Here is a 20277-nt window from a genome sequence, read left to right as displayed (position 1 = left end):
AAGGAACGACGTCCGATGCAGCCCACCGACGTGCACCTCGACGACGCGCAACTGTCGATCGAGCAGGTCGTCGCCGTCGCCAGGCACGGCGCCGCGGTCTCGTTCTCGGCCGCGTACGAAGCCCGGGTCCACGCCGCGGCGGCACTCGTGACGAAGTTCGTCGCCGACCGGCGCGTGGTCTACGGCGTCACGACCGGGTTCGGCGACAACTACACCGAGACGATCTCCCCCGAGGACACCCGGCGGCTCCAGGAGAACATCATCGTGTCCCACGCCGTGTCCGTCGGCGCGCCGATCCCCGACGAACAGGTCAGGGCGATCCTCGTCACGATGCTCGGACACCTCGGTCGCGGGTACTCCGGCACACGCCTGCAGACCCTCGAACTCGTCCGCGAGCTGCTGAACCGCGGCGTCACGCCGGTCGTGCCCGGTTCCGGTTCCCTCGGCTACCTCGCGCTCGAGGCGCACATCGCCCTCGTCCTGATCGGTCGCGGGCGCGCCCGGGTCGCCGGCGTGGTGCTCCCGGGGGCGGACGCGCTGCACGCCGCGGGGCTGTCGCCCATCCGGCTCGAGGCCAAGGAGGGGCTGACGCTCCTCAACGGCATCATGAGCGTCACCGGCATCGCCGCCCTGGCCGTGCACGACGCCACGAGCGCACTGCGGCACGCTGACGTGATCGGCGCGCTGTCGTTCGAGGCGCTCCGCGGCACGACCAGGGCCCTCGACCCGCGCCTGCACGCGCTCCGCCGCGCCCCCGAGCAGCAGCGGTCGGCCAGCACCATCGCGCGGCTGCTCGACGGCAGTGCCCTCGCCGAGCGGCACCGGGACCACCGCGTGCAGGATCCGTACCTGATCCGCGCGATGCCCCAGCTGCACGGGTCCGTCGCACGAGCCTTCGGCGATGCCGCGACGATCGTCGACGAGGCCCTCGGATCCCTCGGCGACAACCCGGTGCTGTTCGGCGACGGCAGTGGTGACGGTGACGCGGTGATGGGCGGGAACTTCGACGCGACGTCGATCGGCCTCGCGATGGACTCGCTCAAGGCCGCGGCGGCGGTCCTCGCCCACCACAGCGAACGTCGGGTCGACCGCATGGTGAACAGCACGGTCAGCGAACTGCCACCGTTCCTGGCCAGGACCCCCGGGCTCGACAACGGCCTGATGATCCCGCAGTACACCGCCGCCGCCCTCGTGATGGAGATCCGCGGCGAGGCATCCCCGGCGACGATCGACTCGATCCCCACCTCGGCCGGGCAGGAGGACCCGATCAGCAACGCGTACCTCGCCACCCAGCAGGCGACCCGTACCGTGGAGCGGCTCCGGTACGTGCTCGCGATCGAGTTGCTCACCGCCGCACAGGCCACCGACCTGCTCGACTCGATCGACGCGAGCTCCCCGGCGCTCGCCGCCGTCCGGACCCGCGTCCGCCGTGACGTCCCCTTCGCCGGACACGACCGTGCCTTCGGCGAGGACATCGAGACCCTCTACACCCTGGTCTGCTCGGACGAGCTCCTCGAGATCACGGGAACACCGACCATCGGAGCACCATGACATCGTCCTCGACCGGCACCCCCGCGGTGCACCAGGACCGTCCCGAGAAGCTCAGCCGCTTCCACCTCCGCATCACCGCGCTCACCTTCGGTGCGAACTTCTCGGACGGCTACGCCCTCGGCAGCATCGGGATCGCACTGACCCTCATCGGCTCCGGCATGCACGTCGACGCCCTGTGGTCGGGCCTCATCGCGAGCTCGGTGCTCATCGGCATCTTCGTCGGCAGCATCACGTGCGGGTGGCTCGGCGACCTGTTCGGCCGTCGGCTCATCTACATGCTCGACTTCGTGCTCATCGTCGTCGCGTCGGCAGCGCAGTTCTTCGTGCACGAACCCGTGTCGCTGTTCGTGCTTCGCCTGCTCATCGGCTTCGGCGTCGGCGCGGACTACGCGCTCGGGCCGACCCTCGTCGCCGAGTTCGTGCCGGCTCGCTTCCGCGGCGGCCTCCTCGCCTCGCTCACGGTCGCGTGGACGGTCGGGTACACGGCGGCCTACTTCATCGGTACCTGGATCAGCACGATCCCGTCCGACCTCGGCTGGCGCTTCCTGCTCGCGAGCGGCGCGATCCCGGCCATCGTCGTGCTGATCCTGCGGGTCGGCACGCCGGAGTCGCCGCGGTGGTTGATCACGAAGGGCCGCATCGAGGAAGCCCGCGCGATCGTCGCGGAGTACCTGCCGGGACAGCTCGACGTCGACACGGTGGCGGCGACGCACTCGACCGCACGTCCCGGTCGCTACCGGGACCTCTTCACCGGTCGGAACCTGCGGCGGACCGTCTTCGGCACGGTGTTCTACAACGCGCAGGTGATCCCGTACTTCGCGATCTACACGTTCCTGCCCGTCATCCTGCTGAGCCTCGGGATGGACGCCGACGGGTTCTCGTCGGGCCTGCTGCTCAACGTGTTCCTGCTGCTCGGTGGGATCGCGGGACTCTGGGCGGTCGCCAAGATCGGCCGCCGTCCGCTCGTCATCTGGACGTTCGGCATCATGGCCGTCGCGCTCGCCGCCGTCGCACTCGGCAGTCACGCACCCGTCTGGGTGGTGCTGCCGCCGTTCCTGATCTTCACGTTCGTGATGTCGGGCAGCTCGAACCTCGACCAGGTGTACCCGCCGGAGCTCTTCCCGACGAACGTCCGCGCCGCCGGCGTCGGCCTCCTCAACGGGGTGAGCCGCATCGGATCGGCGATCGGCACGTTCCTGTTGCCCATCACGCTCGCCGGGTGGGGGATCAGCGCGACGCTGCTCGCCCTGGCCGCCGTGCTCGTCGTCGGCATGGTCGTGTCCATCCTCCTCGCGCCGGAGACCGCGCACGTGTCGCTCGACGACGAGGGGGTCGCGTGAGGCTCGTCCGGTTCGACGAGACGCCGCCCACCCGGTGGGCGAACGGGCTCGGGGAGACCGTGGAGCTCTGGCGAACGCCGTCGGCGGGGGACTTCGACGTGCGGCTCAGCATCGCGACGGTGGGCTCGTCGGCGCCGTTCTCCCCGCTCCCAGGCGTGGACCGCGTGCTCCTGGCGCTCGGCGTGCACGGGATCGAGCTCGACGTGGACGAGGTGCGCGCGGTGCTCGGGCAGTACGACGGCATCGCCTTCGCGGGGGAGTCGGCGGTCGCCGCAGTCGGGGTGTCCGAGTCCTCCCACGATCTCAACCTCATGGTCCGCCGCGGGGTGGGCAGACCCGACCTGCGCGTCGAGCGCGTCGCCGGGTCGTCCGTGCCGGGCGCCGACGCGCTCGCCGTGGTCCTGCTCGACGGCGACGTCCGGTGCGACGGGCGACCGCTCGCGTTCGGGGACACGTGCATCGGTCCGGGAACGCTGACGGGCTCCGGCCGGGTCGCGGTGGCCCGGACGTCCTGAGCAGGCGCTACCGCTTGTCGGTGCGTGGACGTATCCTGGGCACAGGAAGCAACGGCGGTTCCCATCCCTGCACGCCGACCCGAAGCCCCTTCTGTGACCGAACACATCATCGAGTACGTCGCCCGCGACCGAACGGGCATCACCGCCGTCGTCACCACGACGAGCGTCATCGACGTGGACACGGTGATCCGCAACATCCGCTCCGGGCACTCCGGGTACGTCGTCCGCGCGGGCGAGTGGCACCGGGCACGGGTCCGCAGCCTGTCGATGATCGGCGGCTCGTACCTCTTCGCCAACTGGGACGGCTCCAAGCGCAACAACCTGCACGACGTCGCCTTCCAGGCACCGCAGCGCGTCGCCCGTCCGGCGAAGCCGTCCGGTGGCCTCCGCGCGGTCGTGCGGTCCCTCTTCCGCCGCACCGCGCGCTGATCGCGACCTCCTGACGGACAGGAGGCACGGTGCCAGCTGGCACCGGGCCTCCCGTCCATGCGCGCCCGGGTCGCTGACCGGGATCGCGCCCCGCTGCGGACATCGCGCCTGCATGCGACGGGGCGCGATGTCCGCACGGGGGCGCGACCTGGGACGGCAGCCCAGGACCGGTCGGGAAACAATCAGTACTCGGTGTTGCTATGTACTGGTAGTCAGTGATACTTTCTACCGGTAGTCATCATCACTGAGTAGCAGGAGGGGTCATGGGCAAGCCGGACACCGAGATGCTCAAGGGCGTCCTCGAGGGCATCGTCCTCGCCGTCGTCGCATCCACACCGTCGCACGGAGCCGACATCACCGCGTGGTTGCGGGACCAGGGCTTCAGCGACATCGCCGAGGGCACCGTCTACGCGCTCCTCGTCCGCGTCGAACAGCGCGGCCTGGTCGACGTCGAGAAGGTGCCGTCGGAGAAGGGCCCGCCGCGGAAGGTGTACTCCATCACCGACCAGGGACGGGACCGTCTCACCGAGTTCTGGAGGACCTGGAGCTTCCTCGCAGAACGACTCGAACAGCTCCGCACACAGACCACGCAGGGGAACTGACATGTCCATCATCACCAAGCTCATCGGCGACAAGCGCGAGTGGCGCGAGTACAAGGCCCGCGTCAAGGCACTCCCGGCCGGCTACGGCACCGCGGTCGAGGGCATCGAGCGCTACCTCATGCACACCGGCCCGAGCGACGCAGAGCGCCTCATGCGGATGCTCGACGACCTCGCGGACCTCTTCGAGCGCGCGGCCGCGGACCGTACCCCCGTCGCGAGCGTCGTCGGGGACGACCCGATCGAGTTCGCCGAGGAGTTCAAGCGCAACTACGGCCTCGGTTCATGGCTCAGCAAGGAGCAGCGGCGGCTGCAGGACGCCATCGCCCAGGCGACCGAGGAACAGGCGGCGGAGTCGTGACCGCCCGGGACACCGCCGTCGCGGCGATCGCCGTCCGGGGCCTCGAGAAGTCCTTCGGCAGCCTCCACGTCCTCCGTGGCGTCGACCTCGAGGTGCAGCGGGGCAGCATCACCGCCCTGCTCGGGTCGAACGGCGCAGGCAAGACGACGGTGGTGCGGATCCTCGCCACGTTGGCCAAGCCGGACGGCGGCACCGCGAGCGTGCAGGGGCACGACGTCGTGACCCGTGCGTCGGACGTCCGCCAGGCGATCAGCCTCACGGGGCAGTTCACCGCGGTGGACGGCGTCCTGTCCGGCCGCGAGAACCTCGTCCTGATGGCGCGGCTCCGGCACCTCGCCGATCCCGGCGAGGTCGCGGACCGCCTGCTCGCCCGGTTCGACCTCGTCGATGCCGGACCACGGCGTGCGGGCACGTACTCCGGCGGGATGCGGCGTCGACTCGACATCGCGATGAGCCTGATCGGGGAACCCGCGGTCGTGTTCCTCGACGAGCCGACCACCGGCCTCGACCCCCAGGCCCGCATCGAGGTCTGGGCGGCGGTCCGTGAGCTCGCCGCCGGCGGCACGACGGTGCTCCTCACGACGCAGTACCTCGACGAGGCCGAACAGCTCGCCGACCACATCGCGGTCCTGCACGAGGGCCGGATCATCGCCGACGGCACCCTCGCCGACCTGCGGCGACTGCTGCCGCCGGCGCGTGTGGAGTACGTCGAGAAGCAGCCCACCCTCGAGGAGGTCTTCCTGGCGATCACGACCGGGACGAATACCAGGAGCGCAGCATGAGCACCCATGTCATCGCCGACACCACAGCACTGACCGGCCGGTCGCTGCGGCACGTGCTCAGGAGCCCGGACACGATCATCACGACCGCGGTGATGCCGATCGCGTTCCTGCTGTTGTTCACGTACGTGTTCGGCGGCGCGATCGACGCCGGCACGAGGTCCTACGTCGACTACCTGCTGCCGGGGATCCTCCTGATCACGGTGGCATCGGGCATCGCGTACACGTCCTACCGCCTGTTCCTCGACATGCAGAAGGGCATCGTCGAGCGGTTCCAGTCGATGCCGATCGCCCGGTCGAGTGCGCTGTGGGGGCACGTCCTGACGTCGATGGTCGCGAACACGGTCTCGCTCGTCGTGGTCGTCGGCGTCGCGTTCGCCATGGGCTTCCGCACCGGTGCGGGTGTCGGAGCATGGCTCGCGATCGCTGGGATCCTGTTGCTCTTCACGCTCGCGCTGACCTGGGTCGCGGTGATCGCCGGCCTGTCCGCCAAGACGGTCGACGGCGCGAGCGCCTTCAGCTACCCGCTGGTCTTCCTGCCGTTCATCAGCTCGGCGTTCGTCCCGACGGACACCATGCCGGGGCCGGTCCGATGGTTCGCCGAGCACCAGCCCGTGACGTCGATCGTCGACACGATCCGCGCCCTCTTCGCGGAGCAGTCGGTCGGATCCGACATCTGGGTGGCGCTCGCCTGGCTCGTCGGGATCCTCGTGGTCGCGACGGTCGTCGCGACCCTGCAGTACCGACGCAAGGTCGGCTGAGCGCCGGCACCCACCGGACCGGAGGCTCGGTGCCAGCTGGCACCGAGCCTCCCGTCCGTCAGCCCCACCGGAGGGCGGCGCGGTCGGCGCGCGCTGCCGGTCGGCGAGTCGGGCAGTCTCGTACGCGGCATCCGATCGCGCCGCGTCCCATCCGCGTGCCCGATGCTCGAACGCTCCCGCGTGCACTGGCCGCCCCCCACGACCGGTCAGTGCACGCGAGGCGGGTCATCCCCAGACCTGTTCCTGCACGGCCTGCAGGAGGCCGTTCGTCGCCACGTTCGTCTGGTTGATCTCGACCCAGGTGGTGCCCTTGATGAAGAAGGTCGTCGTGGTGTCGACGGGATAGGGGACCGCCTGCTGCGTCCGCTGGCAGAACCTGCCGCCGTCATGCGTGGAGCAGACCCAGCCGTCCTGCTCGAGCAGGGTGGTGTCGGCGTGGACGTTCTCGGCGGTCGACTTGCCGACCTTGATGTCCAGACCGGTGACGTCGGCCCTGGGGTCCTTCCAGATGCACCACAGGTCCGGCGCGGGGAATCCCGTGTCGTCCCCCCACTCGCTGCCGGCCGGATCCTGGAGGGGGATCGTCCCGAAGAACCGGTCGTAGTCGTCCGCCGGGACGAGCGCGCGGCAGTCCGACGGGATCACGCCGTCGGCCTGCGCCGGTGTGGGTGTGGTGGTGGGTTCGTTGACGACGGGTGCGGAGGACTTCGTCGGGGTCTGGGTCGGTTCGGTGACGGTCGGGCTGGGTGCTGGTGCTGCGGTGAAGGGTTGGGGGACCATGCCGAGTGCGACGGCGCCACTGCCGACGCCGATGCCGAGGACGGCGATGATGCCGATCACGATGCCGGCGCGGTGTCCGCGGCGTCCGGGTGCTGGTCGGTCGAGTTCGGCGCGGGCGAGCACGTTGTGCTTCATCGTGACGAGCATCTGCTGGAGGTCGTCTCCCTGGGGAGGTTCAGTGTTCATCGTGCGTCACCGCCTTCCTGAGTCGTGCGCGTGAGCGTGAGACGCGTTGGGTGACCGCGCCGACGCTCAGGCCGAGCATCGTGGCGGCTTCGGAGTAGGTGTGCCCCTGGAGGAGGCAGAGTTCGCAGATCTTCCGGTCGACTTCGGGGAGCGCGGCGATCTCGTCGCGGACCCAGCGGAGGCGTTCGCGGGCGTCGTCGGCGTCGGCGGGTGCTGCGAGTTCCGGCGGGAGTTCGTCGCCGGCGTTCTTCGCGATGCGGCGGGCCTGGTTCTTGGCGTGGTTGCGGCAGACGACGAGCAGCCAGGGCAGGAGTGTGCCGGTGGGCAGGTCGATCGATGCGGCTTTCTGCCAGAGCGTGAGCATCGTGTCCTGGACGAGTTCTTCGACGTCCTGCTTGCTTCCCGCCAGGGCCCATGCGTAGCGGGTCAGTGTCGGTGCGAAGCGGTCGAACGCCTCGGCCAGTGCGGCGGTGTCGCCGAGTGCCATGCGCCGCGCGAGTGCGGCGTCGGCGTCGGTGGGTTGGTCCACGGTGCCCCCTCTCACCCCAGAAGTGTCGAGCAATCCGCGAACCTGACGCGTCGTGACCGATCCGTGACCATCCGGGTCGGGAACGCGTCAGATCCGTCCGCGGTTGCGTCGGCGGATCTCCTTGGGAGCCCGGCCCGCGAGGAACGACCGAGCGGGATCGACGACGAACCCCTGTCGTAGTGCCTCCCTGCCGATGAGCATCCGGAAGCCCATCTGGTCGCGGTTGCTCAACGTGACCTCGGCGTCCACGGAGCGACCGGCGAGCTCGATCGCCATGCGCACGACGATGCGCTCCTGCGTGTGTCCGGAGGAACTGCGGATCACGCGGCGGTCGTGGACGTCGCACTCGACGGTCTGCGGGTCGGCGTCGGAGTCCTGCCACGGGTGCACCGAGAAGCGGACCCGATCGCCCGGGAGCTCTTCGAGGTCGAACGCGTGCAGGGCCGAGGTCCGCGCGCCGGTGTCGAGCTTGACCTTGATCCACGGGATGTCGAGGTCCGGCAGTGCCGCCCACTCACGCCACCCGGAGACGATCGGCCCGCGACGGGCGGGCTTCGGGTCGTCGGCCATGTCCCCATCCTGGCAGGACGGCGCGCGGAGCGTGTGCTCCGTCTGACAGCATGGAGCGTCGCCGTCGCCACCCCAGAACCCGCGGAGCCTCCTCGATGAAACTCGCCATCCTCTCGCGCGCCCCGCAGGCGTACTCGACGCAGCGGCTCCGGGCGGCAGCGCTCGACCGAGGGCACGAGGTGAAGGTCCTCAACACCCTGCGCTTCGCGATCGACCTGACCGGGGACGCCCCGGACCTGCAGTACCGCGGCAAGCTGCTCTCGGACTACGACGCGATCCTGCCCCGCATCGGGAACTCGATCACCTACTACGGCACCGCGGTCGTCCGGCAGTTCGAGCAGATGGACGTGTACACGCCGAACACCGCGAACGGCATCACGAACTCCCGCGACAAGCTCCGCGCGAACCAGATCCTGTCCCGCCACGACATCGGTATGCCGGCCACCACGTTCGTCGCCGGTCGGGCCGACGTCCGCGGGGCGATCGAGCGCGTCGGTGGAGCGCCCGTCGTGATCAAGCTCCTCGAGGGCACGCAGGGCATCGGCGTCATCCTGGCGCCGGAGGCGAAGGTCGCCGAGTCGATCGTCGAGACGCTGCACTCCACGAAGCAGAACGTCCTCATCCAGAGCTTCATCTCGGAGAGCCGCGGCAAGGACATCCGCGCGCTCGTCGTCGGCGACCGGGTCGTGGCCGCGATGCGCCGGAGTGCGAGCGGCGACGAGTTCCGGTCGAACGTGCACCGTGGGGGCACCGTCGAGCAGGTCACGCTGACCCCGGAGTACGAAGAGGCGGCGGTCCGCTCGGCGCAGATCATGGGACTCCGCGTCGCCGGCGTCGACATGCTCGAGGGCAACGACGGGCCCCTCGTGATGGAGGTCAACTCGTCTCCGGGGCTCGAGGGCATCGAGCGGGCGACCGGGCTGGACATCGCCGGCGCGATCATCGACTTCATCGCCAACCAGGTCGCCTTCCCCGAGATCGACGTCCGGCAGCGGCTGTCGGTGTCGACCGGCTACGGCGTTGCCGAACTCCTCGTGCACACCAATGCCGACCTGGTGGGCAAGACCATCAAGGACTCCGGGCTCTGGGACCGCGACATCACGGTCCTCACCCTGCACCGTGGGTCGAACGTCATCCCGAACCCGCGCAGCGGCGTCGCACTCGAGCCGGGCGACCGGTTGCTCTGCTTCGGCAAGCTCGAGGAGATGCGGTCGATGATCCCCGAGCGCCGGAAGCGTCGCGCCAAGCTCCGGAAGCTCCCGAAGGAGCCCCTGCCCGAGCAGTGACCCTGAGCCGGGCGGGAAGCGCCCCCCCATGAACGCTTCCCGCCCGGATCAGGTCAGATGTCGCACTTCGCGGTCGGACGATTCCAGTTCGCGCTGACCCACACCGAGTTGACGTGGTCGCCGTCGTTGCCGATCTGGAACCGGAGGGTCCCATCGGCGACGTCGGTCTCCCACATCGACCAGGGCCCCGTCAGGTCCGACGACTGCACGAGGTCCGGATACGCGGCACGAAGGTCCTCGAACGTCGACCCCACTCCGATCCCCGCTGCGGTGGTCGGACCGGGTACCAGAGAGTCCGGCGTGGTGTCTCCCGGCGGCTGGACCTCGACACCGACCACCCGACCGTCTTCTGAAGCGACGTGGATCGTGGCGCTGCCGTCCCTCGCCCAGGTCCCCGGCAGCGTGCAGCTGCTCTCGGGCGAGGGGAGCAATCGGTACGCCGACTTCAGGTCGTCGCTCTCCGCATCGTCGTCGCCGCCGACGGCGACCGGCCCCACTTCGTTGCCGCTGATCGTCCAGGTGGATGGATCGTCGAGCGCGAAGGGCTTGCGGGTCGGTGTCGGTGTGGGTGTGGTGGTGGGTTCGTTGACGACGGGTGCGGAGGACTTCGTCGGGGTCTGGGTCGGTTCGGTGACGGTCGGGCTGGGTGCTGGTGCTGCGGTGAAGGGTTGGGGGACCATGCCGAGTGCGACGGCGCCACTGCCGACGCCGATGCCGAGGACGGCGATGATGCCGATCACGATGCCGGCGCGGTGTCCGCGGCGTCCGGGTGCTGGTCGGTCGAGTTCGGCGCGGGCGAGCACGTTGTGCTTCATCGTGACGAGCATCTGCTGGAGGTCGTCTCCCTGGGGAGGTTCAGTGTTCATCGTGCGTCACCGCCTTCCTGAGTCGTGCGCGTGAGCGTGAGACGCGTTGGGTGACCGCGCCGACGCTCAGGCCGAGCATCGTGGCGGCTTCGGAGTAGGTGTGCCCCTGGAGGAGGCAGAGTTCGCAGATCTTCCGGTCGATCTCGGGGAGCGCGGCGATCTCGTCGCGGACCCAGCGGAGGCGTTCGCGGGCGTCGTCGGCGTCGGCGGGTGCTGCGAGTTCCGGCGGGAGTTCGTCGCCGGCGTTCTTCGCGATGCGGCGGGCCTGGTTCTTGGCGTGGTTGCGGCAGACGACGAGCAGCCAGGGCAGGAGTGTGCCGGTGGGCAGGTCGATCGATGCGGCTTTCTGCCAGAGCGTGAGCATCGTGTCCTGGACGAGTTCTTCGACGTCCTGTTTGCTTCCCGCCAGGGCCCATGCGTAGCGGGTCAGTGTCGGTGCGAAGCGGTCGAACGCGTCGGCCAGTGCGGCGGTGTCGCCGAGTGCCATGCGCCGCGCGAGTGCGGCGTCGGCGTCGGTGGGTTGGTCCACGGTGCCCCCTCTCACCCCAGAAGTGTCGAGCAATCCGCGAACCTGACAGCGGCCGCACGACTCCGGCGTGTCGTTCGTGTCACCGCCGGTGCAGGATCGAGGGGTGACCGACCTCCCCGCCCCGCTCCGCACCCCCGTGCACGTCGCCCCGATGGCGGGCGGTCCGACGACCCCGGCGCTGGTGGTCGCCGCCGCCCGTGCCGGTCACTTCGCGCAGCTCGCCGCCGGGTACCGCACCGTCGACGACCTCGCCGCGCAGATCGCCGAGGTCCGGGACGCCACCGAGCACTTCGGCGTGAACCTCTTCGCGCCGAACCCGGTGCGGATCACCGACGCGGCGTACGACCGGTACCGCGATGCCCTCGGGGTCGAGGGCCTGTCGGACAAGCGCGAGGACGACGACGCCTGGGCGGACAAGGTGGCGCTGCTCCTCGACGATCCGGTGCCGGTCGTGTCGTTCACGTTCGGGCTGCCGGACGCCGACCTGGTGTGGGAGTTCCGGAAGCGCGAGACCATCACGATGCAGTCCGTGACGAACCGGGCCGAGGCACTCGCCGCTGCGGAACGGGGTGTCGACGTCCTGGTCGTGCAGGGCGAGGCAGCCGGCGGACACTCCGCCGTGCTCGACCCGGCCGCCGAGCCGCTGTGGGAACCGCTGCCGGAGCTGGTCCGTGCCGTCCGTCGAGCGGTCGACCCGCCCGTCATCGCTGCGGGCGGCATCGGGGGAGCGGCCGACGTCGAGGCCGTACGACTCGCCGGGGCAGGTGCGGCGATGGTCGGCACCCTCGTGCTCCGCGCCGACGAGGCAGGCACGAACCGGACGCACCGCGAGGCCCTCGCCGACCCGGTCTTCGACCGGACCGCGCTGACCAGGGCGTTCACCGGACGTCCGGCACGGGCACTCGTGAACCGCTTCGTCCGCGAGCACGAGGACGCGCCGCTCGGGTACCCGGCACTGCACCACCTCACGAAGCCGATCCGGACGGCGGCGGCCGCCGCGGGCGATCCGCATGCGCTCCACCTGTGGGCGGGTCGGTCCTGGCGGGCGGCGGCCGACCGGCCGGTCGCGGACATCCTGGAGGCCCTGCTCACGTGAGCCGCGCCGGTCACCCGACCCGGGCCTCCCGTCGTTCTCCACAGGCCTGACCGCGCGGTGCACGCGCCGTCCCGGAGCGCACTACGCTCGGATGCGGCCCGCGTCGCAGCGTTGCGGAGGTCTGCGGACCGTTCCAGTTCATGCGCTCAGGAGGAATCCGTGACCGAATCCGCACCCGTCGACCCCACGACGACCGAAGGCTGGAAGACGCTCGCCGGCATCGCCGACGGCTTCTCGCCGGATCTGCGAGGGTGGTTCGACAGCGACCCGGGCCGGGCCGAGCAGTACACGTTCCAGGCGGGCGACCTCACCGTCGACCTGTCCAAGGGTCTGATGACCGAGGAGATCCTCGCGGCGCTCCTCCAGGTCGCCGAGGCCACCGGGGTCGCCGAGCGCTACCAGGCGATGATCTCCGGCGAGCACGTCAACCCGACCGAGGACCGTGCCGTGCTGCACACCGCGCTCCGTCGTCCGAAGGGTGGCGACCTCACCCCGGCCGCGCCGTTCGTCGTGGACGGCCAGGACGTCGACGCCGACGTGCACGCCACGCTCGACAAGGTCTACGCCTTCGCGGAGCAGGTCCGCTCCGGCGCCTGGAAGGGCGTCACCGGCAAGCGCATCGAGACCGTCGTGAACATCGGCATCGGCGGGTCGGACCTCGGCCCCGTCATGGTCTATGAGGCGCTCAAGCCCTACGTGCAGGCCGGCATCGAGGCACGCTTCGTCTCGAACATCGACCCGGCCGACATCTACGAGAAGACCGCTGACCTCGACCCCGAGACCACGCTCTTCATCGTCGCGTCGAAGACCTTCGGCACCCTCGAGACCCTGACGAACGCCCGCCTGGCGCGGCAGTGGCTCTGGGAGAAGCTCGGCCTCACCGACGCCGGCGACGACGCGAAGAACGACGCCGTCGCCAAGCACTTCGTGGCCGTGTCGACCGCGCTCGACAAGGTCGCAGCGTTCGGCATCGACCCCGAGAACGCGTTCGGTTTCTGGGACTGGGTGGGCGGCCGCTACTCGGTCGACTCGGCCATCGGCACGAGCGTGATCATCGCGATCGGCAAGGAGAACTGGCAGGACTTCCTCGCCGGCTTCCACACCATCGACGAGCACATGCGCACCACCCCGCTCGCGCAGAACGTGCCGGTCCTGATGGGCCTGCTCAACGTCTGGTACTCGAACTTCCTCGGTGCCCAGAGCCACGCGGTCCTGCCCTACACGCAGTACCTGCACCGCTTCGCCGCGTACCTGCAGCAGCTCACCATGGAGTCGAACGGCAAGCGCGTCCGCTGGGACGGCTCGCCCGTCACGACCGACACCGGCGAGGTCTTCTGGGGCGAGCCCGGCACGAACGGCCAGCACGCGTTCTACCAGCTCATCCACCAGGGCACCCGCCTGATCCCCGCCGACTTCATCGCGGTGGCGAACCCGGCCCGTCCGCTCAAGGACGAGACCGGCGACGGCAAGGCCGTGGAGCCCGGTCAGGACGTCCACAACCTGTTCCTCGCGAACTTCTTCGCGCAGACCAAGGCGCTGGCGTTCGGCAAGACCGCGGACGAGGTCCGGGCAGAGGGCACCACCGACGAAGCGATCGTCGCGGCGCGCACGTTCACGGGCAACAAGCCGTCGACGTCGATCCTCGCGCCGGCGCTCACGCCGAGCGTCGTCGGGCAGCTCATCGCGCTGTACGAGCACATCGTCTTCACCGAGGGCACCATCTGGGGCATCGACTCGTTCGACCAGTGGGGCGTCGAGCTCGGCAAGCAGCTCGCACTGCAGATCGCTCCCGCGGTCGACGGTGACGCCGACGCGCTGGCGTCGCAGGACTCCTCGACGAAGGCCCTCATCGCGAAGTACCTCGAGCTGCGCAAGTAGCACCCAGGCGGAGACACCCCGTCGCCCTCGGGCGGCGGGGTGTCGTCGTGTCCGGGGTGTCGTCGTGTCCGGGTGTCGTCGTGTCCGGGGTGTCGTCGTGTCGTCGTGTCCGGGGTCCGACGCGCCGCGAACGGTCACGACACCCCGTGTGCCTCACGTCGAGTGGTCGCATTCCGTCGAGGGCGCGGCGCGTGACCGACGGGATGCGACCGCTCGACGATCGTGAGCGGGGTGTCGCGACCAGTCGCCGGGCGGCGGGCGTCAGCGTCAGCGTCAGCGTCGGAGCGGGTCGAGGTTGAGGGTCGTGCCCTCGTAGAGGTACTGCTGCTGGCCGTACACCTGCATGCCGTCGTTGAGCCAGATGAGCGCCTCGACGGTGATCCCGAACCGGGCGGCGACGTCCCCGATCAGGTCGCCCGGCGCGATCACGTAGGACGCCGGTGCGCCGGACGCCGTCGTCGCGGACACCGTCCCGCTCGCGTTCGCCGTCGCGCCGCCGTCCGCCGGGTGCACGTTCGTCGTCCTGGCGGGCACCGACCACGCGACCTTCGTCACCGCGAGCACCTTGTCCGGGCCGATCTCGACCGGCAGCGCCGGATCCGCGGTCGCCGACGAGTACGTCACCAGGGAACCGAGCCACGACGGGTCGGAGCCAGCGTCGTCGATCGGCACCGAGACAGCGGCCGACGGCGTGGTCGTGGCACCGCCGAGCTGGTCGTCGCCGATGCCGTGGTAGGTCAGCCCGTCGCCGACGGCGGGAGGGTCCTCGAGGAACGTCGCACTCACCGGGACCGGGAGCGTGGACGTGAACCCGGAGTACTGCACGACGAAGTGGCCATCGGCACCCGCGACCACCCGGTAGTGGAAGTGGACGCTGCCCTTCGGTGAGGCGACGTCGCCCTCGGTGACGACCGTGCCCGCCTGGATGGTCGAGATCGTCGGCGCGGGTGCTGACGCCTGCGACGGTTCCGGCGTCGGCGGGCGTGGCGACGACGACTCGCGCAGCAGGTCCGCGGCCGAGCCGCCCGCATCGGCCGACGTCGACGGGGTCGGCGTCGGTGACGCGGAGATCGATCGGGTGGGGGCAGGCAGATCCCCACCGCCACCCCGTAGCAGTGAGCACCCGCCGAGGCTCGCGGCGACGACGACGACCACACCGATCACGGCGATCGCGTTCTTCCTGGCGTGCACGGTTCCCCCTCGCCGAGGGATCGTATCCGACGGATCGTCGCGGCACAGGTCCGTCTCCAAAGCCTGTGTCGAACGACCCACGTGGACGGCGTCCCCCACCGCTCAGCGCATCCGGATCGCGCATCCAGCCCAGATGCGGAAGTATGTATCGGTGACGATCATGACGGAACGGCCGGTGGACCAGGCGACGAGCAGTGAACCGGAGCGGCCCGGCAATGCCACGGCCAAGCACGACAACGTCGCTCTGCTGTCCGTCGCGACCACTGTTGCTGAGCGTGTGACCACCTCGGCGGACATCGAGGAGCGTCTCCGCGGGGTGCTCCGGCGCCTCCGCCTGCCGATGGGTCTGCTCGAGCGGGTCGCCGGGGTCAAGGAGCGTCGCAACTGGGGCGACGGCCAGACCTTCCAGGACGCCGCGATCGACGCCGGACGTCGTGCGATGGCCGAGGCCGGCATCCGCCCGGAGGACGTCGGACTCCTCATCAACACCTCGGTGACCCGGCCGCACCTCGAGCCGAGCGTCGCCGTGCGCCTGCACCACGGACTCGGGCTGCCCTCGTCGGCGATCAACTTCGACATCGCGAACGCCTGCCTGGGCTTCGTCAACGCGATGAGCGTGGCCGCAGGCATGATCGACTCCGGCCAGATCAAGTACGCGCTCGTCGTCGACGGCGAGGACGCCGACCAGGTGCAGCTCAACACGATCGCCCGCCTGAACCAGGGTGGCCGGAACCGCAAGGACTTCATGAGCGAGTTCGCCAGCCTGACGCTCGGCTCCGGTGCCGCCGCCGCCGTGCTCGGCCCGGCGGACATGCACCCGGGCGGACACCGGATCGTCGGTGGCGTCACCCGCGCGGCGACGCAGTGGTACGACCTCTGCGTCGGCAGCGTCGACGGCATGTTCACCGACGCGAAGATGCTGCTCAAGGGCGGCATGGAGCTCGTCGTGGCCGCCTGGAACGAGGCGCGCTCGCACTTCGACTGGGCCGACATGGACCGCTACGTCCTGCACCAGGTCTCCGACGTGCACACCAACGCCTTCGTCGAGGCGATCGGCGTCCCGCGCGACAAGGTCCCCACCACCTACGAGCGCTTCGGCAACGTCGGCCCGGCGTCGATCCCGATCACCCTGGCCGACGAGGCCGCGAACGGGCGGATCCGCCCCGGTGACCGCGTCTTCCTCGGCGGTGTCGGCTCCGGCATCAACACGGCGATGATGGAACTCCGCTGGTGACATCCGGGCTGCCCCGCGTGGCCGCGAGCACCGCTCCGGCCACGCAGCCGCCCTCCCTGCCCGGACTCGACCCCGCGTGGTCCCGTCTGGTGACCGTCCCCGCGTGGTCGGATGGACGCTCGGGAGGCTCGGATCGCGCCGCGCGCACCTGGCACCTCCTCGACTCGGCCGGGTCCCTGGCCGCGCTCGGCGTGGAACCGGTCGGCACGCTGCTGTGCGTGCACGGCAACCCGACGTGGTCGTACCTGTGGCGGTCGGTGCTCCGCACCTCGCTCGAGGCCGCCGCGGCCGGCGGACCCGCGTGGCGCGTGATCGCCGTCGACCAGCTCGACATGGGCTTCTCGGAGCGCACCGGGCTCGAGCGGGGGCTGCCCCAGCGCGTCGCCGACCTCAGCGCCCTGACCGATGAACTCGGCCTCACCGGACCCGTGGTGACCCTCGGGCACGACTGGGGCGGTGTGGTGTCGCTCGGCTGGGCGGTCGACCACCCCGACCTCGTGGTCGGCGTGACGACGTGCAACACCGCCGTGCACCAGCCGGACGACGCCCCGATCCCCGCTCCGCTGCGTCTGGCGCTCCGACCGGGTCTCCTCGGTCGTGCGACCGTGGTGACGCCGGCGTTCCTCGAGACGACCCTCGCGATCGCGCACCCGAAGCTCGAGCGCCCCGTCGCCGACGCCTTCCGTGCGCCGTACCGGGGTGCTGCGCGTCGCGGTGGCATCGGCGGCTTCGTGGCGGACATCCCCGTTGACGCCGGGCACCCGAGCGCGAGGGAGCTCGACCGGATCTCGTCGGGCGTCGCTGCGCTCGACGTCCCCGCACTGCTCATGTGGGGGCCTCGCGACCCCGTGTTCCTGGAGCGCTACCTCGACGACCTCGCGGAGCGACTCCCGCACGCGGACGTGCACCGGTTCGAAGGTGCAGGGCACCTGCTGCCGGAGGACGCGGACGTCGCCGGGACGGTCTTCGACTGGCTGGGTGACCGCCTGCCGGACGGTCGCGTGCCCGCCGAGGGCGAGCCAAGCCTCTCCCCACCGGCACGGCCGGACCGCCGCTGGCGCGTCGCTCCGGAACCGGCGGCGTGGGCCCAGACCGACGCACCCGAGGCGGCCGCGAGCCGCCCGCTCTGGGCCGCACTCGACGAGCTGCGCGACTCGGACGAGCCGGCGCTCGTCGAGATGGCGGCACCCGGCGGGACCCGGACGATCAGCTGGCGGCTCCTCGCCCGCCGGGTCGACGAGGTCGCCGCGGGGCTCCTCGACGTCGGCGTCCGCCCTGGTGACCGCGTCTCGTTGCTCGTCACCCCCGGAGCCGACCTCACGGCGGCGCTCTACGCCTGTGTCCGCGTCGGCGCGACGGTCGTCGTCGCCGATGCCGGACTCGGGCTCCGTGGCCTCACCCGTGCCGTGAAGGGCGCACGGCCGGACTGGATCATCGGTGCGCTGCCCGGCCTCGCCGCGGCGCGTGCGCTCGGCTGGCCGGGACGGCGGATCGCGACCGTGGCGCTTCCGGCTCTGGCACGTGCTGCGCTGCGAGTCGAGCACACGCTGGCGTCGGTCGCACGTCGCGGAGCGCGTCGTCTCGCGGCGGGCACGGCGCTGCCGGACGCACCGCCGTCCGACGCACCGGCGGCCGTGCTCTTCACCTCGGGGTCGACCGGTCCGGCGAAGGGCGTCGTGTACACGCACGGACAGCTCGGCGCCGTCCGGGACGTCCTGTCGGCGCAGTACGACGTCGGGATCGGCACCGGCCTCGTCGCTGGGTTCGCGCCGTTCGCGCTCCTCGGTCCGGCGCTCGGTGCGCGGTCCGTCGCGCCCGACATGGACGTCACCGCGCCCAGGACCCTCACGGCGAAGGCGGTGGCGGACTCCGTCGCCGCGGCCGACGCGACCGTGGTGTTCCTGTCGCCGGCGGCCATCGCGAACGTCGTGGCGACAGCGTCCGCGTTGACCGATGCCGATCGTGCCGCGCTCGGCCGCGTCCGCCTGTTCCTGTCGGCGGGCGCTCCCGTCTCGGCCGCGCTGCTGACGGCCGCGACCGAGCTGATGCCGAACGCGAGTGCGCACACCCCCTACGGCATGACCGAGGGGCTGCTCATGACGGACGTGGACCTCGACGGCATCCGTGGGGCCGCTGCGACGTCCTCGGGCGCGGGTGGGGTGTGCGTCGGACGACCGGCCGCCGGCGTCTCCGTCCGCGTCGCACCCCTGTCGCCGTCCGGAGCGCCGACGGGCGAGCTCACGGACGAGCCCGACGTCACGGGGGAGATCGTCGTCGTCGCCCCGCACGTCCGCGACCACTACGACCGGCTCTGGCGGACGAACCGTGCCGCGCGGCTGGGCATCACCGATCCCCGCGGGCACCGCACCGGTGACGTCGGCCACCTGGACGCCTCCGGGCAGCTCTGGGTCGAGGGACGGCTCCAGCACGTGATCACGACGCCGGCCGAGGTGCTCACACCGGTCGGTCCCGAGCAGCGCATCGAGGGCGTGACCGGCGTGGGGCGTGCGGGTGTCGCCGGTGTCGGCCCTGCGGGGACGCAGCAGGTCGTCGCCGTCGTGGAGGCGGTCCCGCCGGTGCGACGTCCCGGGCTGGCCCCGTCCGCGCTGGCCGCGTCGATCCGTGCCGCTGCGGGGGTGCCGATCGCCGCGGTGCTCGTCGTGCCCGTGCTGCCGACGGACATCCGGCACAACTCGAAGGTCGACCGCACACGACTCGCGCGCTGGGCGGCATCGGTCCTCGCTGGCGGACGGATGGTGCGCCCGTGACGGTCCTGGTCACCGGCGCGAGCGGGTTCCTCGGCCGAGCGGTCGCCGCCGCCGTGCGGGACGCCGGGCACGAGGTGCGCACGTTCCAGCGCCGTCCGTCCGGTGTGGCCGGTGTCGACGGCGGGGCCGCGGTCTCCGACGTGCTCGGGACGATGACGGACCCGGCTGCGGTCGCCCGTGCCGTCGAGGGCGTCGACGCGGTCGTGCACCTCGCCGCCAAGGTCTCGCTCGCCGGCGACCCCGCCGACTTCACCCGGGTGAACGTCGAGGGCACGCAGACGCTCATCGACGCCGCACGCGCGGCCGGCGTCTCACGGTTCGTGTTCGTGTCGTCGCCGTCGGTGGCACACACCGGGTCCTCGATCGCCGGCGCCGGCGCGTCCCCTGCTTCGCCGGACGGTGCGCGGGGGGACTACGCCAGGACCAAGGCGGCCGCCGAACTCCTGGCGCTCGCCGCGGACGCACCCGGGTTCGCCGTCGTCGCCGTCCGCCCGCACCTGGTGTGGGGACCCGGCGACACGCAGCTCGTCGGCCGCATCGTCGACCGGGCCCGTCGCGGCCGGCTGCCGTTGCTCGACTCCGGCGCTGCACTCATCGACTCCTGCTACGTCGACAACGCGGCGTCGGCGATGGTCGCGGCGCTGACCCACGCTGCCGACGAGGACGTCCACGGGAACGCGTACGTGGTCACCAACGGCGAACCACGGCCCGTCGCGGACCTGCTCGACGGGATCTGCCGGGCATCAGGTGTGCCGACGCCGAGGTGGCACGTCCCAGCGCGTGTGGCCCGTGCGGCCGGGTCCCTCGTCGAAGCGGTCTGGCGGGTCCGGCCGGGGGTGGACGAGCCGCCGATGACGCGGTTCCTGGCCGAACAGCTGTCGACGTCGCACTGGTTCGACCAGCGACGCACCCGGCACGACCTGCAGTGGGAGCCCGCGGTGTCGATCGACGAGGGGCTGCGGCGCCTGGCGGGCTGAGCGCCCGTCGTCCCCCGCCTGAGCCCGCGTGGGCACCGCGTCCGTACTGTCG

20 protein-coding genes are annotated in these 20277 nt (G+C 71.1%); 14 read left to right on the top strand and 6 right to left on the bottom strand.

The window, feature by feature from the left end; translation table 11 throughout:
* Nucleotides 1–15 precede the first annotated feature (15 nt).
* The 8 genes from AAEP80_RS17995 to AAEP80_RS17960 all read left to right on the top strand — a co-directional run bounded on the left by AAEP80_RS17995 (nt 16) and on the right by AAEP80_RS17960 (nt 6335).
* Nucleotides 16–1551 (top strand): HAL/PAL/TAL family ammonia-lyase, encoded by a 1536-nt coding sequence (locus tag AAEP80_RS17995; RefSeq protein ID WP_420365387.1) that lies wholly within the window; start codon nt 16–18, stop codon nt 1549–1551.
* The gene (locus AAEP80_RS17990; RefSeq protein ID WP_420365386.1) at nt 1548–2891 is read left to right on the top strand and encodes an MFS transporter; all 1344 of its coding nucleotides are present in this window, start codon (nt 1548–1550) and stop codon (nt 2889–2891) included. The genes AAEP80_RS17995 and AAEP80_RS17990 overlap by 4 nt, the downstream gene beginning before the upstream one ends.
* Complete coding sequence (locus tag AAEP80_RS17985; RefSeq protein WP_420365385.1) at nt 2888–3406, top strand: HutD family protein; 519 nt, start codon at nt 2888–2890, stop codon at nt 3404–3406. The genes AAEP80_RS17990 and AAEP80_RS17985 overlap by 4 nt, the downstream gene beginning before the upstream one ends.
* A 93-nt stretch (nt 3407–3499) precedes the next feature.
* Nucleotides 3500–3835 carry a hypothetical protein gene (locus AAEP80_RS17980; RefSeq protein ID WP_420365384.1) on the top strand — a complete coding sequence of 112 codons (336 nt, stop codon included), beginning with the start codon at nt 3500–3502 and terminating at the stop codon, nt 3833–3835.
* Nucleotides 3836–4098: 263 nt separating this feature from the next.
* Complete coding sequence (locus tag AAEP80_RS17975) at nt 4099–4437, top strand: PadR family transcriptional regulator (RefSeq protein WP_413601121.1); 339 nt, start codon at nt 4099–4101, stop codon at nt 4435–4437.
* A 1-nt stretch (nt 4438) separates the two neighbouring features.
* A complete protein-coding gene (locus AAEP80_RS17970) occupies nt 4439–4795 on the top strand; it encodes a DUF1048 domain-containing protein (RefSeq protein ID WP_420365383.1) in 357 nt (118 codons plus the stop codon).
* The gene (locus AAEP80_RS17965) at nt 4792–5577 is read left to right on the top strand and encodes an ABC transporter ATP-binding protein (protein ID WP_420365382.1); all 786 of its coding nucleotides are present in this window, start codon (nt 4792–4794) and stop codon (nt 5575–5577) included. The genes AAEP80_RS17970 and AAEP80_RS17965 overlap by 4 nt, the downstream gene beginning before the upstream one ends.
* Entirely contained in the window at nt 5574–6335 is a 762-nt protein-coding gene (locus tag AAEP80_RS17960) for an ABC transporter permease (protein WP_420365381.1), read from the top strand. Before AAEP80_RS17965 ends, AAEP80_RS17960 begins: the two co-directional genes overlap by 4 nt.
* Before the next feature lie 225 nt (nt 6336–6560).
* On the opposite strand, the gene AAEP80_RS17955 is transcribed toward AAEP80_RS17960, so the two are convergent.
* From AAEP80_RS17955 to AAEP80_RS17945, 3 genes are all read right to left on the bottom strand, one after another.
* Complete coding sequence (locus AAEP80_RS17955) at nt 6561–7301, bottom strand: hypothetical protein (RefSeq protein ID WP_420365380.1); 741 nt, start codon at nt 7299–7301, stop codon at nt 6561–6563.
* Nucleotides 7291–7830 carry an RNA polymerase sigma factor gene (locus tag AAEP80_RS17950; RefSeq protein ID WP_420365379.1) on the bottom strand — a complete coding sequence of 180 codons (540 nt, stop codon included), beginning with the start codon at nt 7828–7830 and terminating at the stop codon, nt 7291–7293. The genes AAEP80_RS17955 and AAEP80_RS17950 overlap by 11 nt, the downstream gene beginning before the upstream one ends.
* 87 nt (nt 7831–7917) lie before the next feature.
* On the bottom strand, nt 7918–8400 hold the full coding sequence (locus AAEP80_RS17945; protein WP_420365378.1) for an ATP-dependent zinc protease: 483 nt from the start codon (nt 8398–8400) through the stop codon (nt 7918–7920).
* Nucleotides 8401–8495: 95 nt separating this feature from the next.
* On the opposite strand from AAEP80_RS17945, the gene rimK reads away from it, so the two are divergent.
* On the top strand, nt 8496–9686 hold the full coding sequence (rimK, locus tag AAEP80_RS17940; RefSeq protein WP_281265616.1) for a 30S ribosomal protein S6--L-glutamate ligase: 1191 nt from the start codon (nt 8496–8498) through the stop codon (nt 9684–9686).
* A 53-nt stretch (nt 9687–9739) separates the two neighbouring features.
* Here rimK and AAEP80_RS17935 read toward each other — a convergent pair whose 3' ends face one another.
* Both AAEP80_RS17935 and AAEP80_RS17930 read right to left on the bottom strand, forming a co-directional pair.
* Nucleotides 9740–10552: a hypothetical protein gene (locus AAEP80_RS17935; RefSeq protein WP_420365377.1), complete on the bottom strand. Its 813-nt coding sequence runs from the start codon at nt 10550–10552 to the stop codon at nt 9740–9742.
* On the bottom strand, nt 10542–11081 hold the full coding sequence (locus tag AAEP80_RS17930) for an RNA polymerase sigma factor (protein WP_413601129.1): 540 nt from the start codon (nt 11079–11081) through the stop codon (nt 10542–10544). Before AAEP80_RS17930 ends, AAEP80_RS17935 begins: the two co-directional genes overlap by 11 nt.
* A 103-nt stretch (nt 11082–11184) precedes the next feature.
* On the opposite strand from AAEP80_RS17930, the gene AAEP80_RS17925 reads away from it, so the two are divergent.
* The gene (locus AAEP80_RS17925) at nt 11185–12177 is read left to right on the top strand and encodes a nitronate monooxygenase (RefSeq protein ID WP_420365376.1); all 993 of its coding nucleotides are present in this window, start codon (nt 11185–11187) and stop codon (nt 12175–12177) included.
* Between the two features lie 159 nt (nt 12178–12336).
* The gene (gene pgi / locus AAEP80_RS17920) at nt 12337–14055 is read left to right on the top strand and encodes a glucose-6-phosphate isomerase (RefSeq protein WP_420365375.1); all 1719 of its coding nucleotides are present in this window, start codon (nt 12337–12339) and stop codon (nt 14053–14055) included.
* 273 nt (nt 14056–14328) lie between these two features.
* On the opposite strand, the gene AAEP80_RS17915 is transcribed toward pgi, so the two are convergent.
* Nucleotides 14329–15246, bottom strand: coding sequence for a LysM peptidoglycan-binding domain-containing protein (locus AAEP80_RS17915; protein WP_420365374.1), 918 nt, complete (start codon nt 15244–15246; stop codon nt 14329–14331).
* Nucleotides 15247–15406: 160 nt separating this feature from the next.
* Between AAEP80_RS17915 and AAEP80_RS17910 the strand changes: the two genes are divergently transcribed.
* The 3 genes from AAEP80_RS17910 to AAEP80_RS17900 are packed head-to-tail and all read left to right on the top strand — an operon-like array spanning nt 15407 to nt 20225.
* Nucleotides 15407–16480, top strand: coding sequence for a 3-oxoacyl-ACP synthase III (locus tag AAEP80_RS17910; protein ID WP_413603074.1), 1074 nt, complete (start codon nt 15407–15409; stop codon nt 16478–16480).
* Nucleotides 16477–19248: an alpha/beta fold hydrolase gene (locus AAEP80_RS17905; RefSeq protein ID WP_420365373.1), complete on the top strand. Its 2772-nt coding sequence runs from the start codon at nt 16477–16479 to the stop codon at nt 19246–19248. The genes AAEP80_RS17910 and AAEP80_RS17905 overlap by 4 nt, the downstream gene beginning before the upstream one ends.
* A complete protein-coding gene (locus AAEP80_RS17900; RefSeq protein WP_420365372.1) occupies nt 19245–20225 on the top strand; it encodes an NAD-dependent epimerase/dehydratase family protein in 981 nt (326 codons plus the stop codon). The genes AAEP80_RS17905 and AAEP80_RS17900 overlap by 4 nt, the downstream gene beginning before the upstream one ends.
* The last annotated feature ends 52 nt before the right edge of the window (nt 20226–20277 follow it).

The organism is Curtobacterium sp. L3-7, from assembly GCF_048756585.1.
In the GTDB taxonomy this organism is placed as follows: Bacteria; Actinomycetota; Actinomycetes; order Actinomycetales; family Microbacteriaceae; genus Curtobacterium.
This window is presented reverse-complemented; position numbering and strand designations above follow the sequence as displayed.

Excerpts from the sequence above, each read along its gene's own strand:
- AAEP80_RS17995 (WP_420365387.1), top strand. The coding sequence starts at position 16 with ATGCAGCCCACCGACGTGCACCTCGACGACGCGCAACTGTCGATCGAG.
- AAEP80_RS17990 (WP_420365386.1), top strand. The coding sequence starts at position 1,548 with ATGACATCGTCCTCGACCGGCACCCCCGCGGTGCACCAGGACCGTCCC.
- AAEP80_RS17975 (WP_413601121.1), top strand. The coding sequence starts at position 4,099 with ATGGGCAAGCCGGACACCGAGATGCTCAAGGGCGTCCTCGAGGGCATC.
- AAEP80_RS17970 (WP_420365383.1), top strand. The coding sequence starts at position 4,439 with ATGTCCATCATCACCAAGCTCATCGGCGACAAGCGCGAGTGGCGCGAG.
- AAEP80_RS17960 (WP_420365381.1), top strand. The coding sequence starts at position 5,574 with ATGAGCACCCATGTCATCGCCGACACCACAGCACTGACCGGCCGGTCG.
- AAEP80_RS17955 (WP_420365380.1), bottom strand. The coding sequence starts at position 7,301 with ATGAACACTGAACCTCCCCAGGGAGACGACCTCCAGCAGATGCTCGTC.
- AAEP80_RS17945 (WP_420365378.1), bottom strand. The coding sequence starts at position 8,400 with ATGGCCGACGACCCGAAGCCCGCCCGTCGCGGGCCGATCGTCTCCGGG.
- rimK (WP_281265616.1), top strand. The coding sequence starts at position 8,496 with ATGAAACTCGCCATCCTCTCGCGCGCCCCGCAGGCGTACTCGACGCAG.
- AAEP80_RS17935 (WP_420365377.1), bottom strand. The coding sequence starts at position 10,552 with ATGAACACTGAACCTCCCCAGGGAGACGACCTCCAGCAGATGCTCGTC.
- AAEP80_RS17910 (WP_413603074.1), top strand. The coding sequence starts at position 15,407 with ATGACGGAACGGCCGGTGGACCAGGCGACGAGCAGTGAACCGGAGCGG.